10 protein-coding genes are annotated in these 18,988 nt (G+C 67.6%); 9 read left to right on the top strand and 1 reads right to left on the bottom strand.

The annotated features are described in order from the left end of the window. Nucleotides 1-290 precede the first annotated feature (290 nt). From KUF83_RS43000 to KUF83_RS19585, 8 genes are all read left to right on the top strand, one after another. Nucleotides 291-1,142 (top strand): tyrosine-type recombinase/integrase, encoded by an 852-nt coding sequence (locus tag KUF83_RS43000; protein WP_217456025.1) that lies wholly within the window; start codon nucleotides 291-293, stop codon nucleotides 1,140-1,142. Nucleotides 1,143-1,169: 27 nt separating this feature from the next. Continuing rightward, nucleotides 1,170-1,433, top strand: a complete 264-nt coding sequence (locus KUF83_RS19555; RefSeq protein ID WP_217456026.1) for a DUF3387 domain-containing protein — start codon at nucleotides 1,170-1,172, stop codon at nucleotides 1,431-1,433. Between the two features lie 122 nt (nucleotides 1,434-1,555). Then, nucleotides 1,556-4,411, top strand: a complete 2,856-nt coding sequence (locus KUF83_RS19560; protein WP_217456027.1) for a competence protein CoiA family protein — start codon at nucleotides 1,556-1,558, stop codon at nucleotides 4,409-4,411. A gap of 280 nt (nucleotides 4,412-4,691) precedes the next feature. Then, the gene (drmA, locus tag KUF83_RS19565; protein WP_217456028.1) at nucleotides 4,692-8,531 is read left to right on the top strand and encodes a DISARM system helicase DrmA; all 3,840 of its coding nucleotides are present in this window, start codon (nucleotides 4,692-4,694) and stop codon (nucleotides 8,529-8,531) included. Next, the gene (drmB, locus tag KUF83_RS19570; protein ID WP_217456029.1) at nucleotides 8,528-10,462 is read left to right on the top strand and encodes a DUF1998 domain-containing protein; all 1,935 of its coding nucleotides are present in this window, start codon (nucleotides 8,528-8,530) and stop codon (nucleotides 10,460-10,462) included. Before drmA ends, drmB begins: the two co-directional genes overlap by 4 nt. A 13-nt stretch (nucleotides 10,463-10,475) precedes the next feature. Further along, complete coding sequence (drmC, locus tag KUF83_RS19575; RefSeq protein ID WP_217456030.1) at nucleotides 10,476-11,246, top strand: DISARM system phospholipase D-like protein DrmC; 771 nt, start codon at nucleotides 10,476-10,478, stop codon at nucleotides 11,244-11,246. Nucleotides 11,247-11,366: 120 nt separating this feature from the next. Next, nucleotides 11,367-12,719, top strand: a complete 1,353-nt coding sequence (locus KUF83_RS19580; RefSeq protein ID WP_217456031.1) for a hypothetical protein — start codon at nucleotides 11,367-11,369, stop codon at nucleotides 12,717-12,719. Between the two features lie 114 nt (nucleotides 12,720-12,833). Then, nucleotides 12,834-14,984, top strand: coding sequence for a UvrD-helicase domain-containing protein (locus tag KUF83_RS19585; RefSeq protein WP_217456032.1), 2,151 nt, complete (start codon nucleotides 12,834-12,836; stop codon nucleotides 14,982-14,984). A gap of 105 nt (nucleotides 14,985-15,089) precedes the next feature. Here the strand turns inward: KUF83_RS19585 and KUF83_RS19590 are convergent, their stop codons facing one another. After that, entirely contained in the window at nucleotides 15,090-17,675 is a 2,586-nt protein-coding gene (locus KUF83_RS19590; protein WP_217456033.1) for a DUF262 domain-containing protein, read from the bottom strand. Between the two features lie 494 nt (nucleotides 17,676-18,169). On the opposite strand from KUF83_RS19590, the gene KUF83_RS19595 reads away from it, so the two are divergent. Continuing rightward, nucleotides 18,170-18,978, top strand: a protein-coding gene (locus KUF83_RS19595; RefSeq protein WP_217456034.1) for an IS5 family transposase whose coding sequence is annotated in 2 segments (ribosomal slippage) — nucleotides 18,170-18,517 and nucleotides 18,520-18,978 — 807 coding nt in all. Because the reading frame shifts where the segments join, the coding sequence is not laid out codon by codon here. Nucleotides 18,979-18,988 lie beyond the last annotated feature (10 nt).

The following is an 18,988-nucleotide window of genomic DNA, read 5'->3' on the forward strand; positions in this document are numbered from 1 at the left end:
CCTCACCGTTGAGGTAGGGGAAGAGGACGTCCTTGTTGCGAGGGTCGCGCTGGATCAGGTCGTCTGCCTGTTCGGGGGTGAGGATGAACCCCTTCCCCAACACGTACGAGCCGATGAAGGCTTGCGGCCTCTCGGCTGTATGACCAGCGGGCCCTCCGAGACCTGCCCCCGCAACCAGACGATTACCGACTCCGTTGCCAAGAGTGCGAGTCCGGACGATTCAGGAGCAAATCCCGCCAAAGTCGATCCGCCACGGTACGGGCCCCGTAACTGGGCACATGACATCCCTCATGACACTCGACGAGTTCGCTGAGTCCCAACGTGCGGATGGCTACTCAGTCAGCACCATCCGAGTCCGCGTACGTTGTGTGAAGGGCATAGCCCGTTTTGCCGGCGTAGCAGCCAGCCGGCTCACCATCGATCACGTCATCGGCTACTTCGCCGCTCGCCCCCTGGGCCCATGGTCGCGAAGGACCTACCTGAACCACCTTCGAGCCTTCGGTAAGTGGCTTGGCGTCGACCTTATTCAAGGCATACGCAAGCCCGCGGCACCCCGGTCGACACCTCACCCACTCCCAGAAGATGAGCTCATGCGGCTCACCGCAGCCACACATGGAGAGCACAGGACCTGGGTCCTGTTGGGGGCGTTCTGCGGCCTCCGCGCGCACGAGACGGCCAAACTTGCCCGGGAAGACCTATCCGCTCTCGATGACGGCACAGCAATACTCCGCGTCACAGGCAAGGGCGGACGCACGGACACCATCCCTGTGCCACCGGTCGTCATGAAGGCACTCGACCTGACAGGGAGTGGCAGATTCTGGGAAGGGACACGTGCCGAATCCGTCTCCCGCACTGTCGCCGGCATTGCAGCCAAGATCGGCATACGTATGCGCTACCACCAGCTGAGACACCGATACGGCACGATGGTCTACCGCTCGTCCGGCAGAGACCTGCTCATGACTCAACGTCTGATGCGCCACGCCTCTCCGGCGACCACTGCCGGGTACGCGGCCGTCGCGGACGACCGTGTTCACGTAATCGTGCATGATCTTCCAGGAGCTGACCCCGGCGCATCACGGCCCAAGGGACGGAAGACGAGCTCAAACCGGTGCCAGTCGTGCCGCCAGGAAGCCCGAGCCTGAACGACGCGAGCGGCACAAGAAGCATCGGTGACGCGGCATGTGCTCGCCTTCTACGGCGGAGTCGCGGACCACGACACAGATCGCTCGGTCATGGGCGACGAGGTTGTGGCTGATGTTGCTCACGAGTTGGTCGCGACCGGTCCGCGGCAAACCGGGGATTGGATCTGCGCCCTGCTGGGCAGCACTGCCAAGTGGTTCCTGGTCGCCAACATCTGCCCGCTGTACTGGGAGAGCCTGGACATAGGTCTTTCGCCAACAAGTGATCTACGACGGGGCGTTGCGGACAACTGAGGTCGACGGCGGCTTCGGTCATCGAGTCCTATAATCTCGTGCACGATTCGAAGAAGACATCGTGGGACTTCGCAAACTGCGGGCATCGGCCCGCACTTCACTCCCGCCCAGTGGAGCGCGTTATGTCTGTGGTCGACACCAGGCTGATTCAGACCGCCGTCATCGGCGTGCAGGACTCCGACCAGCCCGTCATCCTCCCCGAAGAGCCCTACAACCTCGACCAGTTCCGTCGCCACTTCCAGGGAAAGCGGTTCTGGTGCGGCACGCTGCTCGGCGGTTGTGGCGGGGAGCTAATGACCAAGCGGTACGAAACGAAGGTCTGCCACTTCGCCCACTATCCGGACCATGCGGGCACTGCTCCCGTGTGTGATCGCATTGCAAACGGTGCCGACAGCGCCGACCATCTCTTCATCAAGAGAGACGTGATCGCCTGGCTCCAGGCCCAGGGGCTTCGCGTCCGTGTCGAGCTACGCAACCTCGGTACCGGTCCCGGCGACGCCGTGGACTTCTGGCTTCCCTCGACCCACCAACTGCTGCGATTCCAGCTGTGTCTCCAGGACTACCGCACCTGGTATCGGGCCGAACGGGAGCTCAGCACATCCTCGGAACAGATGGATTGGCTCTTCGGCGCCAAAGGGCCGATCTCCGCCAACATGGTGGAGCGGCAGGGCTACGCGCTCCGCGTCAAATGCGAGACCCACGGCTCGGACCGGCGTGTCCTGATCGGCGTCGAACGCGCCGGGCGGCCTGTCACCTGGTCACCACTCGACGATTGCCGACTCACTGCCGACGGGCTGGTCACACCCGTTCTGGAAGAGTTACTCAGAGACGGCAGTGTCACCCAGCGCGGCAAAGGCGCGTGGCTCCGACCTGCCACGTTCCCACTCCGCGCCGATCAGATCGTCTTCGCTGTCGATGCCAAGGCTCCGGTGCCCAAGCACTCCCCGCTCGCGGCCGAAGGCCGCTACATCATCACCGCAGACGTGAAGCCCGCCGGCAGCCGAATCATCCGTGCACATGTGTCCCTTCCGGATGCCGTCCCCATGCCGACCGAGCAGTACGTGTACCGGCTGCACGGGGTAGCCCGTCTCCTCCTGACTGACCCCGATCCGCAGGACGGCGCGCAGTGGGCTGTGAGGGCCGATGGAGTCATCCAGCTCAGCGGCATCGAAGCAGAACGCACCGGGCTGTGGCGCCCAGGCGTCGCTCTTCCCAAGCCTGTACGGACAACATCTGCCGCCCCGGTTCCGGCCCAGCGCCCCGCTGCGGAAACGACAGTGGCCCCATCCGGCCGGGCCAATTCAGCGCAATCGGCGAGTAATGTCCCCGCGAGTGATCCGGAAACGGTTGCCCGGGTCCGCAAGGCCCTGGAGGACTTCGCCAGGCGTCGCACCCCCACGACATGGAGCACGCTGGGAACGGTCGCGAAGCTCAATCTGGTCCGGCTCTCCCCGACCGAGCGCCGGGACCTCCTCATTGCAGTGGATCGCCCCGCCACGCCGGACAAACCGATGCTCTCAGCCTTGGTACGAGACTCTGGTGGCCGTCCGTTGTCGGATATGACGACCATCATCCGCAAACTTGGGCTTCAGGCACCCGCCGATGACATCACCTTGAAGCTCTGGTGTGACCGCGAGAAGGAGCGCGCCTTCCAGGCCCACAGCGAATCGCGTGTCCTCGTGATCCCTGCGCGACTCACGCTTAGCGCCAACGGCAGGGCATCCGAGCCATCGGTGGTTACCCAGCCCAAGAAGCGCGCCGCAGCACGGCCAGATAGTGACCATCCGCGACGAAACGGCCCTCTAGAAGAAGGAGTGGAACGACTTCGTCAGGTCTTGACACAAGCCGAGGAACTGCTACCACGAATCAGTGGACGACACCACAAGCGCCTGTCCGACACAGCCAAAGGGGCGCGTAACCGCCTGAACGCTTACGAGTCCGCACGGGCCAAGGGCACGGCCTATCTAGACTGGCTCGGTGGCCGGAGCGACACACCTGGCCACCACGCTCAGCTCTTGGCGCGGGCCATCGAAGCTGTCGAACCCTACGCCAGCAGCCAACTGATCCCGAAAGCCGAGCCAGTAGAGCCTTCCCGACCGACTCCACCGCTCATCAGCGCCGAGCGCGCCCCTTCCAAGCTTTCGACCGGCGAAGTGACAAGCGAAGCATCAAGAGATTCAGCGGCTGAGCAATTCCAAGCACTGGTTGACCAGTTCAGAGAGGCACAGCAGATCCTGGACGTCGACCGGGCGGAACAGATCTATCGCATGGCCAACCCCATCTACAGAATGCAGTCTCCTGCACTTCAGCACCAGAATCGCGCGATCATTGCAGAGATGAGGACGTGGGTGGGCATGCAGCAGCCCAACCGCTCCTCAGCGGTCCTCAAACGTTGCCGACGTCTGATTCACCAGATGCGGGAAGAGAAGGACACTCTGAGTGTCGATGCCCTGGCGGCCCTTGCGACGGAAGCGGAAGCGCTGAGCGCACGAGTCACTCTGTCCGACACCGAACAGAAGGATCTCGCCAGATGGCAGCAGCACCTCAAGGCGCGACGCGAGGCCGAGCGGCCCGCCTCGGCTGGTGATCTGTCTGCAAACGAGCCCACGTCAGAAGGTCGGCTCTCCCAGTCGCAGGTTCTACAACTCGCCTCTGCCGTACGCATTTTGCTGGAACAGACCGCACGGGGTCAGTCCCTGACAACGTGGGGTGACCTGCGAAGGCGGCTCGGGGAGAGCGCCTTGCCCCGCCTGCATCCCGATGATCAGGGCGAGGTCCTCGTCGCTATCGATCATGGCACTCCGGCAGACGAGCCCCTGTTGTCGAGCCTCATCATCGTGGGTGACGGCGAGCTCCACCCCTTGTACCGGCACGTGGCCTTCTCTCTCGGCCGGGAGGTCCCTCGCTCTGATGCAGCCCTCCGGAGCGAGTGGACCGTGGACGTGCTGCGCCTACGCGCGCTGTGGAAGCACCGGTGATGGGCGATGAGATTCTGGCCAGTACGGACCATGAGCCGATCACGGAGGCCCGCAGCGAGTTGAAGCTGGACTTGGATCGCCCGGAATACGGTCCACGCCCCCCGGCACAGGGCTTTGCGGTAGCGCGGCGGGTCTCCGAAGCTGGCAGGGCTCTCGGGGCGGCGTGAGTCGTTGCCGAACCCGCACGTCCCTGTGCGGCTCCCCTCGACCCCACCAATGTCAGTGGACCCCCCTATCGTTGTTCGCGGGTGCTGGTTCGCACCCAGGGAGGGATACGCGCATGCCGTCACCACAGAACGCCCCTGTTCCGGAGCCCGGCGTTCCCCACCCCGTGGACGAGGTCCCGCAGACCTTCCGGTCAGGGACGTCGTACGACGTCCGGGAGGAGCTCGGCGATCTGATCTCACGGGATCTGCTGGGGCCGTGGGCGGACGAAACCGAGGCGTTGGCGCCGCACAGTGCGGGGCCCCGTGACCGCTACCTCGTCGGGCTTCTTGGGCCCCGGCCCGCACCGACCGACGCGCCCGTGAACGTCGCGGCGGGCCAGGCGGAGACCGAGGTCAGCGCTGAGGGGGACGGGCGGGACCCTGAGCTCGCGGACCGGCTCACCCCGCAGGCCGCCGGACGGCTGTGGGCGTCGTCCATGGGGCTGAGCTTCCTGGTGCCAGCCGATGTGGGCATGCTCAGTGTCGTCGCCTCCTGGGGCCGGTACCGGCAGAGCGACAGCAAGACCGACGACGGTCGGGCGGTGCGCGCGTGGTCGCGGGAGCCGGTCCGGCACGAGGTAGACATTCCCGTCGACTCTCCGGGCACCGTCCGCAAGGTTCTGGAGGGCGTCGACGACACCGACCCGGACCTTCCTTGCATCCGGCTCGACGTGCACGTACGGGAGCGCCCCGGCACCGTTGACGGCGCGGACAACCTGCGCTTCGTCGACGTATCGCTGATCAACGCGCTGGAGGAGTCCCGTGAACTGCGGGACGGGCAGTGGCTGTTCCAGACGAAGTTGGAAGTCACCTCCTTCGACGGGCAGTCCAGCGTCTTCCTGCCGATCGACGACCCGTTGTCCGACGAGCCCGGCCACATGCTGGAGAACCCCGAGGAACAGCATCTGAGGCTGCTGTACCGGCAGGAGTTGAAGCACGCGCACGGGCGGAACGTCGCCGTGCATGCGAGTGTCCTGCCGAAGGGGCGGCGCGCGGTCAGGTTGGAGACGACCTGGCTGCCGGTGAAGGACGTACCGGCCACGGTCGCTCCGAACGCGGCTCGGCAGCCGCTGCTCGCCGGTCTTGAGGTGAGCATGGACAAGCTCGCCGAACTGGCCGTTTGGGAGCGGCGCGACGAGCTGCTGAAGGCCCTGCAGCCGCTGGCCGACGGCTACGACGGCTGGTTGCAACAGCAGGCCGCCAAGGCGGAGTCGCTGTCGGGCGAACTGCGGACCACCGCGCTACGGGCGGTCGACGAGGCCCGCGACGCGTGCGGCCGGATCGCTCTCGGTATCGAGCTGCTGCACACCGACCGTGACGCGCTGCGGGCGTTCCGGTTCGCCAACCGGGCCATGGCCATGCAGCGCCGGGCCACGGCGACTGCCGCTCTGCGGGCCGAGGGCGGTGAGAAGCCGCCCCCGTACGCGGCAGCCTACGCCGAGGTCGATGCACGTGGTCCCTTGGCCGCGAGCTGGTACCCCTTCCAGCTGGCGTTCGTGCTGCTCAACCTGTGCTCCCTCACCGACCCCGTACACAAGGAGCGCAGGGCGGACAGCACCGCCACGGTTGACCTCCTGTTCTTCCCGACCGGTGGCGGTAAGACGGAGGCGTATCTCGGTCTCACGGCCTACACGTTCGCCATCCGGCGGCTGCAGAAGGTCGTCGGAGAGGGCGAGGACGCCCGCGAGGGGCGGGACGGCGTCGCCGTACTGATGCGGTACACGCTGCGGCTGCTGACGGCCCAGCAGTTTCAGCGAGCCTCCGCCCTGGTGTGCGCCACGGAGGTGCTCCGCAGGGAAGACGAGGAGGTTTGGGGCAGCAGACCGTTCCGCATCGGGCTGTGGGTCGGTGCCGGTGTCTCGCCGAACTGGTACGGGGACGCGGCGCAGCAGATCGCCGAGGCCAACGAGTCCGCCTCGGGACGGCATGCGAACGTCCTCCAGGTGCTGTCCTGCCCGTGGTGCGGCGAGGAACTGCGCGCGTGGCGTGACGTGGCACCGGACGACGTACGGCGGCGCGTCATCGTGTACTGCCCGCGTGGGGAGGACGCGGAGCCCTGTCCGTTCTCCCGGATGCAGGCGCGGGGTGAGGGGCTACCGATCCTCACAGTCGACGAGGAGATCTACCGGCTGGTGCCGAGCCTGCTGATCGCGACCGTGGACAAGCTCGCCCAGCTGCCGTGGCGCGGCTACGCGGGAATGTTGTTCGGGCGCGTGAGTGCCTACTGCGATCGGCACGGCTACCGCCACGATGACCTCGACGAGGAGATCGGCTGCGGGTCCCGGCACAACGCCAAGGACCGGCACAAGGCCGTGACCAGCCGGCCGATGCCACGGCGGCTGCGGCCTCCGGACCTCATCATCCAAGACGAGCTACACCTGATCTCCGGGGCGCTGGGCACCACAGTGGGGCTGTTCGAGTCGGCCGTCGACCAGCTGTGCACCTGGCGGGCGAAGGACTCCCACGGGCAGCTCCGGGACACCGGGCCGAAGATCGTCGCGTCGACGGCCACCACCCGCAACGCCCGTGCGCAGGTGCTTGGCGTGTTCGCCCGGGACCTGGCGATCTTCCCGCCACAGGTGGTCGACGTCAGCGACACCTTCTTCTCCCAGCAGGTCGACGTCACCCGGGACAACCCTGGGCGGCGCTACTACGGCGTCTGCGCGCACGGGGTGCGCATGAAGGCCGCCGAGATCCGTGTCGCGGAGATCCTGTTGCTCGCCGGGCAGCACATGTTCGACCTCTACGGTGCTCCCGCCGATCCGTACATGACGGTGGTCGGGTACTTCAACGCGACCAAGGAACTCGCCGGTATGCGGCGCGTCCTGGATGACGACGTGCCTAGCCGACTCCGGGCCAACGGTCGCCGCCGGGGAATCGCCAACCGGCTGCTGCGCGACACCGACATGCTCAACCTCCAGGAGCTGACCTCCCGTATCTCGTCGGCGGAGATCAGCGCCACCCTCAAGCGGCTGGAGATCGGGTTCAATCCGGAGCACGACACATCGGAGCGCAAGAAGGCGATCGTCGACGAGCTCCGGGACGCCGGAAGGGCACGTCAGCCCCGGGTCCTGCCCGCCCCACTGCACCGCAGGCCGGTCGACCACGTACTGGCCACGTCGATGCTCCAGGTGGGCGTGGACGTCTCCCGCTTCGGCCTGATGGTCGTCACCGGGCAGCCGAAGAACACCGCCGAATACATTCAGGCATCCTCCCGTGTCGGACGTCAGGCCAAGCGGCCCGGCATCGTGATCACGCTCTACAACTGGGCGCGGCCCCGGGACCTTGCCCATTTCGAGGACTTCGAGCACTACCACGCGACGTTCTACCGGCAAGTCGAGGCGCTGTCGGTGACTCCGTTCACGCGGCGGGCGCTCGACCGGGGCACCACCGCCACGTATGTCTCCGCCGTGCGGCAGGCGTGCGACGAGTTCTCCGACAACGTGGACGCGGAGGGGGTGGACCTCGACGACCCTCGGGTGCAGGACGTCGAGCGACGGCTGCTGGCGCGCGCGGAGGCCGTGGACGGGGACCGGGCGCGCGGCTACCTTGCCGAGCGCATCGACGCCCTGCGTGACGCCTGGACGGCCAAGAAGGGTGAACAGGGCAGGCTCGGCTACCGGGGCCAGACCCGGCAGAAGCAGACGGTGCTGGGCCTGCTGCGTAACGCGGACGGCAGCGGATGGGACGTGCTCACTGTCCCGCAGTCGATGCGCGAGACGGAGAACGAGATCAACATGCTGTTGTCCGCCGACACCGTGCTGTCGGCCCCGGCTGGCAACGCCTGGGAGTTCGGACCACCCGCCGAGAACGGCGACGGCCTGGATACGACGAGCGGCGACGAACTCGGCGAGGTGCCGGACCCGGACGGGAACGGCGACGACAACGGCACGGCCAGGGGGCAGCGGTCATGAGCGGCGGCGGATACTTCAGGCGGGTGGGGGCGGTACGGCCGAGCCACCTCATGTTCACCGGCGGCGTCGGCGCCCTCGTCGACCTGCCCAACTTCTCCGTCATGGTCAAGGGCCTCGACCACTGGAGTTACGCCGGTGTGCCCGATCCGGTAATCGAGGAGCCCCGCCTCCGTGGGGCCGTCAACCGGGCCCTGCGGCGCTACGGCCCGAACCAGGTGGGCGAACTGCGCGCCGCCCCATGGATCCCCGGCACCGACACCGACCCGAAGGGGAACGCGGCACGGATCGGCGTGCCCGTGACCCCTTTCCCGCAGTGGCTGCGCTGTACAGCGTGCAATGAGCTGGCCTCCCTGGGCTCGGGCAAGTGGGGGTTCGAGAACAACAACGCTCGCCGCCCTGACGAGGCGCGGTTCTACCACGAGAACTGCTACCGGAAGAAGAGGGGCCGCAAGCCCCTCGCCGTGGCCGCCCGCTTCGCGCTCGCCTGCACCAAGGGTCACCTCGACGAGTTCCCGTACACGGAGTTCGTGCACGAGGGCCGCGCCTGCCCCGACACGACGTACCCGACGCTGCGGATGCGCGACAACGGGGGCAACCTTGCGGCCAACGTCTCCCTCGAATGCCTGGTGTGCAAGAAGGCGAAGCGCAACATCCGGGACGCGATGGGCGACAAGGGCCGCGAGAACCTGCCCCGTTGCCGTGGCCGACACCCGCAGTTCGACGGCGTCTACGACACCTGCGACGAGACGCCGTATCTGCTGGTCGTGGGCGCGTCCAACCAGTGGTTCCCCGTGACACTCAGCGCACTGGCACTGCCCGACACCGGGACCGACTCGCTGCGTAAGCTCGTCGAGGAACGCTGGCCGGACCTGGAGGACTTCGAGGACGAGGCGGAGATCGCCATGTTCGCCAAGAAGTCGAAGCACCACCGCTACCTGCGCGACTACGAACCCGGACAGGTCTGGCAGGCCATATCCGCCTACCGCGCGGCCCTGTCGGGCGATGCGGGCGAGACCGAGCAGCCTCCAGGCCCTCCGGACCTACTGACCCCCGAATGGCAGGTGCTGTCCGCGGCGAAGACCGCCGACCCGACTGAGGACTTCGCGCTGGTGGACGCTTCGCTCAGCGGGCCCTTGTCCACTGTCTTCTCCCAGGTGCGGCAGGCGGAACGACTGCGCGAGGTGCGGGCCCTCATCGGCTTCACCCGGCTCGACGCCCCCGATCCGGAGGACCCCGGCCTGGTCACCCGCGTGGACCTGGGGCGGCGCGAGCGCGGCTGGGTGCCGGCCAGCGAGGTGCGCGGCGAGGGGCTGTTCCTGCGGGTGGACGATCACCTGATCGAGCAGTGGGAGCAGCGAGTCGCGTCGAGCGACGCCCTCGCCGCACACGCCGCGGCTTTCGGCCGGTTCCGTGAGCACCGCAGGTCGGAACGGATCCAGGATGGCTCCGACCTGATGCAAGGCTGGCCGGGCAGTCGCTACATCGCCCTTCACACGCTCTCCCATCTACTCATCCGCACCATCGCGATGGAGTGCGGCTACAACTCGGCGAGTCTGGCCGAGCGGATCTATAGCGGCGACGCCGAGGAACGGCGGACCGGCATCCTCATCTACACGGCCGTCCCGGACTCGGAGGGCACGCTTGGCGGGTTGCTCTCCCTCGCCGATCAGGATCCGAGCACTGGGGAGAACCGGCTGGCCAGGATCGTACGGACGGCGCTGTACAAGGCGGGGCGGTGCTCCTCGGACCCGCTGTGCGGCGAGCGTCTTCCCAAGGCGCCGGAGGACTTCCTGCACGGTGCCGCCTGCCACTCCTGTCTGTTCGTGTCCGAGACGACGTGCGAGCGCGGCAACCGGTTCCTGGACCGGCGGTTCATCACCCACCTGGCAGGCGACCCGAAAACGCTGGCCCTCATCCCGGACTTCGGGTGAGCGGATCAACCCGGTGAGCCGCAGACGCTTCGAGGCGGCGGCAGCGACGGCCGCCGCCTCGCTCGGGCCCACACGGACCAAGGCGCTGGCCACGCTCCTCTCCCAGGGCCGCTCGCCCGCGTACATCCTCGGCAGGCTCCAGACGCCGGCCGCGCTGGAAGCCGTATCGGCGTTGCTGGTGTCGATGACGGAGGACGCCGTTCCCTCGGCGGAGGCGGCGGCGTATCTGCGGGGCTACGCGGCGGCCTGGACTCGGCGGCGCGAGGACACAGAGGCCCGTGCGGTGTGGAGCGGCCCTTCCACGCCCGGGACACCCGGCCGCGCCACCGCCCAGGTGCTGACGGAGGTGGTCGGCGCCGCGGAGCACCGGCTCGTTGCCGTGACCTACTCGGCCCGCTCGTACGCACCGTTGACCGCAGCGCTGTCCGAGGCCGTGGCCCGAGGCGTCACGGTGGACATCGTCGTGGAGACGCTGGAAGGCGCGGGCGGGCTGCTCTCTGGGAACGAACCGGCCGACGCTTTCTCCCGTATACCGGGCTTGCGGCTCTGGCACTGGCCGAAAGGCCAACGCCCCACTCCTGGCAGCCGGTTGCACGCGAAACTGGCGGTGGCCGACGACCGGATCCTCTTCCTCTCCAGCGCCAACCTCACGGCGGCTGGCGCCGAGCGCAACATCGAGGCGGGCGTCCTGCTGAATGGCGGTCCCATGCCGGGGCGAATGGCGGACCACATACGGGAGTTGCAGCGTCGGGGGGTTCTCGCGCGGTGGCCAGGAGCTTCATGAGGTACCGCCACCGTCGAATGATCGCCATTCACATGACCGATTGACAGCCACTGTGCCCGGACAGCCTGAAACTGACCAACAATTGAGCCTCCAAGTTTCGCGAAATGCAGGAGGTCGCTGATGGTCGCCGTCGCTCTAGTACACAGCACCGCGCTGATGACGGAGCGGCTCCCTGAGAAACCTCCGGCATGGCTGACCCGGGGCGAGCGGACCTTCGCGTACCCGTACAAGGACTGGAGGAAGCCGCGTGTGTGGTGTCTCGCCTTCTTCACGGACCGTCACGCCCGCTATGAGCAGCGCAGGATCATCGGGGTGGGCGGAGTCTTCCCGGGCAGGCGGTCGGGTACATACGAACGTGCTCTGCTCGCCCGTGACTTCACCGCACTCCAGGTTCCGCTGCCGCTCGTCGACCTTGAGGGCGCCATGGGGGCCAGCCGCCGGTTCCTCAAGGACGACGGTCGTTTGTCTCCCGCGGCCGGCGACAACCTGCTCGCCGCCATCCGGCATCTGCGGCCGGAACTGAACGAGACGCTGGATGGCCTGGAGAACAGCCTGGGGGCCAATCCTCCGACAGGTCGGGAGGGAGAACAGCGGAGCTTTGAGAAGGACGCGGTGGGCACCGTCATGGAGACATTCGGCGCGGACCGCGATCAGCTCGAAGCGTGGCAGCAGCCGCTCGGCGGTGACGATCCCCGCTCCCGGTCCGTCCCCTTCATCGAAGGGATGCCCGCCCTCCGGCAGATCGAGGACCAGCAGATCGTCCACGACTACCTGCGCTTCCCTGGCATGGAGGGCGAAGACGCAGTGCAGGTCGGCTGGCGGATCTACCGCCGCAGCTCCGAATCCCGCCATCGGCTGTTCGTGTACAACGCCAACCGCACGAACGCCGAGACCGTCATGGGCGTCGACATGATCTACGTGAACGAGCACGCCCGCAGCGTGGCCATGGTCCAGTACAAGCGGATGCGTCAGAGCGGGCCCGGCTGGGTGTACTGGCACGACGCTACCGGCGAGCGGGAGCTGAAGCGGATGGAGACCGTCGACGAGGAGTGCAAGGCCGAGGACCGGTGGGCTCGGAGCAGTCAAGAGGGGCCGACGACGCTGGGGGATCCACGCCTGGTACCCACGCCCAGCATGGTCAAACTGTGCCGAACCACTCCCTTCATGATGAACTCCGCTGCCCTCATCCCCGGCATGTACCTGACGCGGGAGCACTTTCAGGAACTGCTCCAATGCCCTGAGGCCGACGGGCCGTCCGGCGGGACACGCATCGTCGAGGAGTCGGTTCCCCGGTACCTGAACAACACCACCTTCACCACGCTGCTTAGGGACGGATGGATCGGCACGCGCGGCACAGGCTGGGACTACGTCATCGACCTGATACGCGAGAGCCTGTCCGCCAGCGGGCCGGGCTCCGTCGTCGTGGGGATGCACCGGAGCGAGGTTCCGCCCGGCAACCGCCGAGTCAACTGACCCGCGCCGCAAGCGGAGGCGATCGAGGCGAGCCGGCTGCCCTGGCATGTACGGACCGGTCTCGCGAATCGGAGCCGGTCAGTAAGGTGATCGTAGTCTTCTGGAGGGGCGCGGATGGCGACGCTGGGGATGCACCGGGACTTCCTGCTGGAGTTCGCGGCGTTGGAGAAACCAGTGCAGAAGCGGGTCTTCGAGGTGTTCGAGAAGTTCGCGGCAGCCACGCACACTGGGCTGCACCTGGAGAAGCTGACTAACCAGAAGGATCCGCGGCTGCGGACCATCCGCATCACCGGCTTCTGGCGCGGCGTCGTCCTCAAGGGCGAGTCGGGCGACAGCTACCTGCTGCTCAAGGTGCTCCCCCATGACAAGGCCAACGACTGGGCCGCCAAGCACCGCGCGTCGGTGAACGAGGCGACGCAAGGCATCGAGATACGCAACGACGTGGCCCTGGAACGGGCCACGGCCGGGCTGCGTGCGCTGGCCGCCGAGGAACCGACCCGCCTGTTCCCCGCCTCCGACTATCCGGACAAGGTGCTGCGCAGCCTCGGTGTGGACGAGGAGATCCTGCCGATCATCCGACTGATCCCGGACGAGGATCATCTGGAGGCCCTGCACAAGGTGCTGCCGGAGCATCAGTACGACGTACTGCTGGGGCTCGCGACCGGCATGAAGCCCGAGGCGATCGACCGGGAACTGGTGCAGGCGTACGCCCGGACCGCCGCGCGGACCCCCGCGTCCGACGACGATGACGAGCTGGGCACCGCGATGGCCCGTTCCCGCGGCCGGGTCGCGCTCGTGTCGGGCCCCGTCGAACTGCAGGGAATCCTGGAGCGGCCGTTCGACGCCTGGCGGGTCTTCCTGCACCCGAGCCAGTACCGGGTGGCGTACCACGAGGGCTACGCCGGGCCGGCCCGCGTCACAGGCGGGCCCGGCACGGGGAAGACGGTGGTCGCCCTGCACCGGGCGTACCACCTGGCGCGGCAACTGCCCGAGGGCGCCCCCGACGGGAGCGTCCTGCTCACCACTTTCACCAGGGATCTCGCGGCCGAACTGGAGCGCTGTCTGACGCTGCTGGTCGAGGAAGAGGAGGTCCGGGCGAGGATCCGGGTAGTCAACGTCGACGCCCTGGCCAACGAGATCGTACGGGCGGAGCGCGGCGGCGCCCCGCTGAAACTGGTCTTCGAACAGAAGGAGATCACCGCCCGCTGGACGCGCATCGCGCGGCGGCTGGGGATCGACTTCACGGACGTCTTCCTCGACCAGGAGTGGCGTCAGATCGTCCTCGCGCAGGCCCTGACCGAACCGGAGGAGTACCTGAAGGCGCCGCGCACCGGCCGCGGCACCGCGCTCCCACCGCTGAAACGCCTTCAGGTGTGGCGGGCCGTCTCCGCTTTCGAGGAGCAGTTGCGCCAGGCCGGCGAGTGGACGTTCCTTCAGGTGTGTGCGGAGGCGGCACGTATCCTGGACGGCCGGGAGCAGCGGCCGTACCACCATGTCGTGATCGACGAGGCGCAAGACTTGCACCCCGCGCAGTGGCGGTTCCTGCGGGCGCTGGTTGCTCCCGGTCAGGACGATCTGTTCCTCGCCGGGGACACCTACCAGCGGATCTACGGGAACCGGGTGTCGCTGCGATCGCTCGGCGTCCAGGTCGTCGGCCGCTCGCACCGACTGCGGATCAACTACCGCACCACACAGGAGATCCTGGCCTGGTCGGCCTCGCTGCTGACCGGTGAGGAGCCGGACGACATGGACGGCGGGAACGAGACGCTGGCTGGATACCGCTCCACCATGCACGGAGAGCGGCCGGAGACGGCCGGGTATGCCACCAAACCCGAGGAGATCGAGGCACTGGTGGCCCGGGTACGGGACTGGACCGGCGCAGGGGTGCGGGCGGAGGACATCGGGGTGGCGGTGCGCTTCGTCCAACTGGGACGGGATATCGCCCAGGCCCTGGAGCAGGCCGGCCTCGCCGCGTGCGTGCTCGGCGCCGGGCATGGTGGCCTTGGTGTCCGGATCGGCACCATGCACCGGATGAAAGGGCTGGAGTTCCGCTGCGTCGCCGTGGCCGGAGTGAACGACGGCACCGTGCCGATGAAGTCGGCCGTCACCGCGGTCGACGTCGACGCCCAGCAGCATCAGGAGGACCTGAACGGTGAGCTGAACCTGCTCTTCGTCGCGTGCACACGGGCGCGCGAGGCGCTGCGAGTGTCCTGGCACGGGGCGCCGAGTCCATTCCTGGCGCCGGTCGTCAACTCGCGCCCGTGATGTCCATGGGCTTCGCTCGCCGTTGCTACAGGCCCCATGCGTGACGTGGCGTGGGGCCGCAGGATGCCGTCGCCCCACGCTTCACCGGAGGGGGCACGGAGGGTGTCAGGGAGTGTCGGCGTCCTTGTCCACCATACGGCGGGCCTCCGCGAGAGCCACCGTATGCGCGAACCACTCCAACACCGCGCAGACCTCCTCGCTGTGCGCGGCGAAGACCTCCACCGCGAAGGACGGGCGCAGGTCCAGTTTTGCCTCGGCCAGGTCGATGCCCTCGATCTTGTTCAGGCGGTTCATCAGCTCGCGCCGCAGAGGCTCATCGTCGAACGGTGGGCGCCGTTTCAGATACTGGAAGACGACCTCTACGGTGCCGGAGACCGGGTAGAGGGCCAGGGGCCACAGCTCTCGGGAGGCGGGGGCGTTGCCGAAACTCACTGTGGGGAAGCAACTGGTCTCGCTCGCTCGGCCGTAGGCGAGATGACCGCCCTGCTGCTCCCAGAAGCGCAGGGCGTCTAGGACGCCGTCGACGGTCTCCTCGGTCTGGTTGTCGCGCAGCTGCGTTTCGAACCGGCTGGTCGCCGACTGCTGCTCATCGCCGTCAGCCCGTGGTGACGGCTCGGCCTCATCGGCGACATCCTTGCCCAGCAGGGCCGCCAGGTCGGAGGTGGTCAGCCGGTGGGATCGGCGGGCCCGGCCCGCATCGTCGAAGGAAACTCCCTCGGCCTCCAGACGGGTTCGCACATCACCGAGGTCCTGGCCGTCCGGCCACCTGAAGCCCGCCGAGACGCGGCCGTCCGCCGTCAGCACCCGGTAGGCGCCGTGCAGGCCCACCTTGGACGCCAGATGCTGGCCGACGGGGACGGCGTGGGTGCCGATGAGCGCGGCGACATCGCCGTACGTCGTCCACGTCCCGGCTGGCATGGCGAGAAGCGCGGCCCGCAGCTCCTTCCATCCGGACCACTCGTCGTCCACCGGGACCGTGCCCGCGACGGGCCCGGGCCACAGCCGCACCACCCGGTCGGCGAGGGCGGCGCCGCGGTCGAGGATTTCCGCCTTCCCCCAACGTTCCCGCCCTGCGATCTCCTGGTTCATCCGCAGGGAGCTGAAGTCCAGGATCTCCTGCTTGCGGCGGAACGGGTGGTTCGAGAGCTTCGCGTTGTCAGCGGAAAGAGTCAGGTTGCCAAGTGTGTGGACGAGTAGGGCGTGGAGTTCCTCGGCGCCCTGTCCGTCCTCGGTCTCCTCGGCCAGCAGGTCCAGCCACTGGTGTGCGGGGCTCTGTGGCAGCACGTGCTCGACGGTCAGGCGTGCCTTGGCGAAGTCGACCGGTTCGCTCGCTCCGTAGCTCTCCTCCAGCCTCCGCAGCACCTGGAACCGCTGGTTGCTGCGGCCCGCCTTGTAGAACGGCCGGGTGCGGATCGCCTCGCGGACGGCGTCGTCGTCGGGCCAGACACGGGCACCCGTCTTGCTCTTCGACAGGAAGCGGCTTACGGCCTCGGCCGGGTCGTCGTCCTTCTCCATCTCCTTGGCCATCTCCATGAACACCCGATTGCTGCCCGTGGTGGAGTGTCCGGTGAACAGGCGCCGCACCATGTAACTCTCGGCGTACGCCAGTGCCCGGGCGGCCTGGTGAGGTGTGGCCTGCCCATCGTCCACGCGGCCGAGCAGATGAAGTGCCAGCGGGTAGTGGGTCTGACCGCCCCACCGGGAGAGCCTCTCCAGCACTTCGCGCAGCTCAGGGTCGGCCTCCCTCTCGGGTTCCAGGATCCGCATCAGACGTTCCGCCCGGCTGGCCAGGGAGGCGATCTCGGCCTCCAGGGCCGCTTCGTCGGAGCTCAGAGGCTCCAGGCGTTTCTTCTGGTCCCGATAGATCTCGCTCTGCTTCGCCCGGCTGTTGCCGGCCACCACCAGGTCGAGCCAGACGAGGAGTTCGAGGTTGGCGGGGCCTAGCCGTTCCTGCATGGGCAGCCAGAGACTCTGGTAGACGGACTCACCTCGGGTCGGCAGGCACATGAAGAGGTAGTTGCGCAGCAGGTCGCTCTGGCTGAGTCCGACCCCAGTGTTGTTGATCGACTCGAAGATCCGGTAGACGTTGTCACCCTCCGACGCGGTGATCTCCACGATCGACAGCAGACCGCTCAGCACGGTCTCCACCGCGTCCGTCCACGTCTCACCAGCATTTTCCTCGCCCTCTGCGAGGGCGCCCAGGAAGAACCGGTAGGCGGCACCCACGTTGCCGGGGCCGCCGGCCCTTGGCGAACTCTCGACACAGGCGGTGAAGGCGTCGCGGTCCGCCTGCGTGGGCAGGAGCCGGTAGTGGTCGTCGCCGCTTCGGTACTTGTTGACGAGCACAAGGTCGTGGATGCGCTCGGCCTTCTGCTCCGCGCCGCGTTCCCGGTGGCGGTCGCGCAACGCCGTGAAGGCGAGCATGAGAGTGGTGAGCCGCTGCTGGCCGTCGACAACGAGCCAGCGCTGCATGCCGCCAGCGGTGATCCGGCCCGGGGCCAGCACCACGGAGCCGAGGAAGTGCGCTGCGGGGGGCCGTCCCTCCAACTGCTCCTCGACCAACTCCTGAACGTCGTCCCAGAGTTGCCGCAGTTCATCCCGCTGCCAGCTGTAAGTGCGCTGATAGAGCGGCACTTGGTACTGCTTCTCGCCCTGGACGAGTTCGTTGAACGTGGTCTCCTGAGCGTGCACGCGCGTCTTTCCCCCTGCCGAGTCCCGGACGACCCATATTCCACCATCGGGGCGGGGGTGTCCTCGTCCTCGACTGGATCAGTAGCGGTGACGTGCTCTTTCGGGAGCCGGGCCTCCCGGCAGCATGGGATCCGCCTTCGGCGCCCGGTGTGCTCCCGCGGCCACATCGTGCTGTGGCGCCCCGACGGACGAAGTGACACAACTTGCCGGGCCGAGCAGGCGGGCCTCGCAGCCGAGGCACTGCCCGAGCTAATCTCGCGCTCTGACGTGCTGCTCTCCCTCTCCTCTCCCGCCGCAGCGGAGGACACCGCTGCCCAGGTAGCCGTGCTCGGCATGGCCGGCGTGGGCACGATCTATGTTGAAGCGAACGCCGTCTCACCATCGCGCGTGCAGCGATTCGCCGACCGCCTGGCCGATGCCGGTCATCGATGCCGCCGTGGTCGGATCGCCTCTAAGACGACGTTTCCTTTGGCGAGGAGAGTCGTTGTGTTGGTATGACAAGTCTTGCTGAGCATCTGGTCTCGGATGAGTTGTGGGAGCTGTTTCGGCGGGTGGTGCCGGAGACGGTGGTGGTGCGTCCGCAGGGCGGGGGCCGTCGGCGGGCCGGGGACCGTGAATGCCTGACCGCGATCGTGTTCGTGGCCACGTCGGGCTGTTCCTGGCGGCAGTTGCCGCCGGTGTTCGGGCCAGTCTGGCCCACCGTCTACCGACGTTTCGCGCGGTGGACTCAGCAGCGTGTGTGGGCTCGCCTGCACCGCGTCATCCTCGATGAACTCGGTGCTCAGGGGGGATTGGACTGGTCACGATTCGCCGTGGACTCGGTCAGTGTCCGCGCCCTCAAAGGGGGCAGTTGACGGGACCGAATCCGACCGACCGCGGCAAGTTGGGATCGAAAATCCATCTTGTCGTCGACCGTGCCGGCCTGCCCGTCTCTGTCGCGATCTCGGCCGCCAACACCCACGACAGCCTGGCCCTGCAACCGCTGGTCATGGGGATCCCGCCGGTCCGCAGTCCTCGCGGTCCGCGGCGTCGCCGGCCGGCAAAGCTCCACGGCGACAAGGGCTACGACTATCCCTACCTGCGTCGATGGCTCCGTGAGCGGAACATCGTTCCTCGCATCGCCCGCCGCGGTGTCGAGAACTCACAACGCCTGGGCCGACACCGCTGGGTGGTCGAGCGCACCATGTCCTGGCTCAGCGGATGCCGCCGCCTCCACCGACGCTACGAACGCAAGCCCGAACACTTCCTGGCCTTCACCGCCATCGCCACCAGCCTCATCAACCACCGCCGACTCACCAAGTGAAACGACGTCT

The sequence above is a fragment of the Streptomyces sp. BV286 genome, from assembly GCF_019090165.1.
GTDB lineage: Bacteria > Actinomycetota > Actinomycetes > Streptomycetales > Streptomycetaceae > Streptomyces.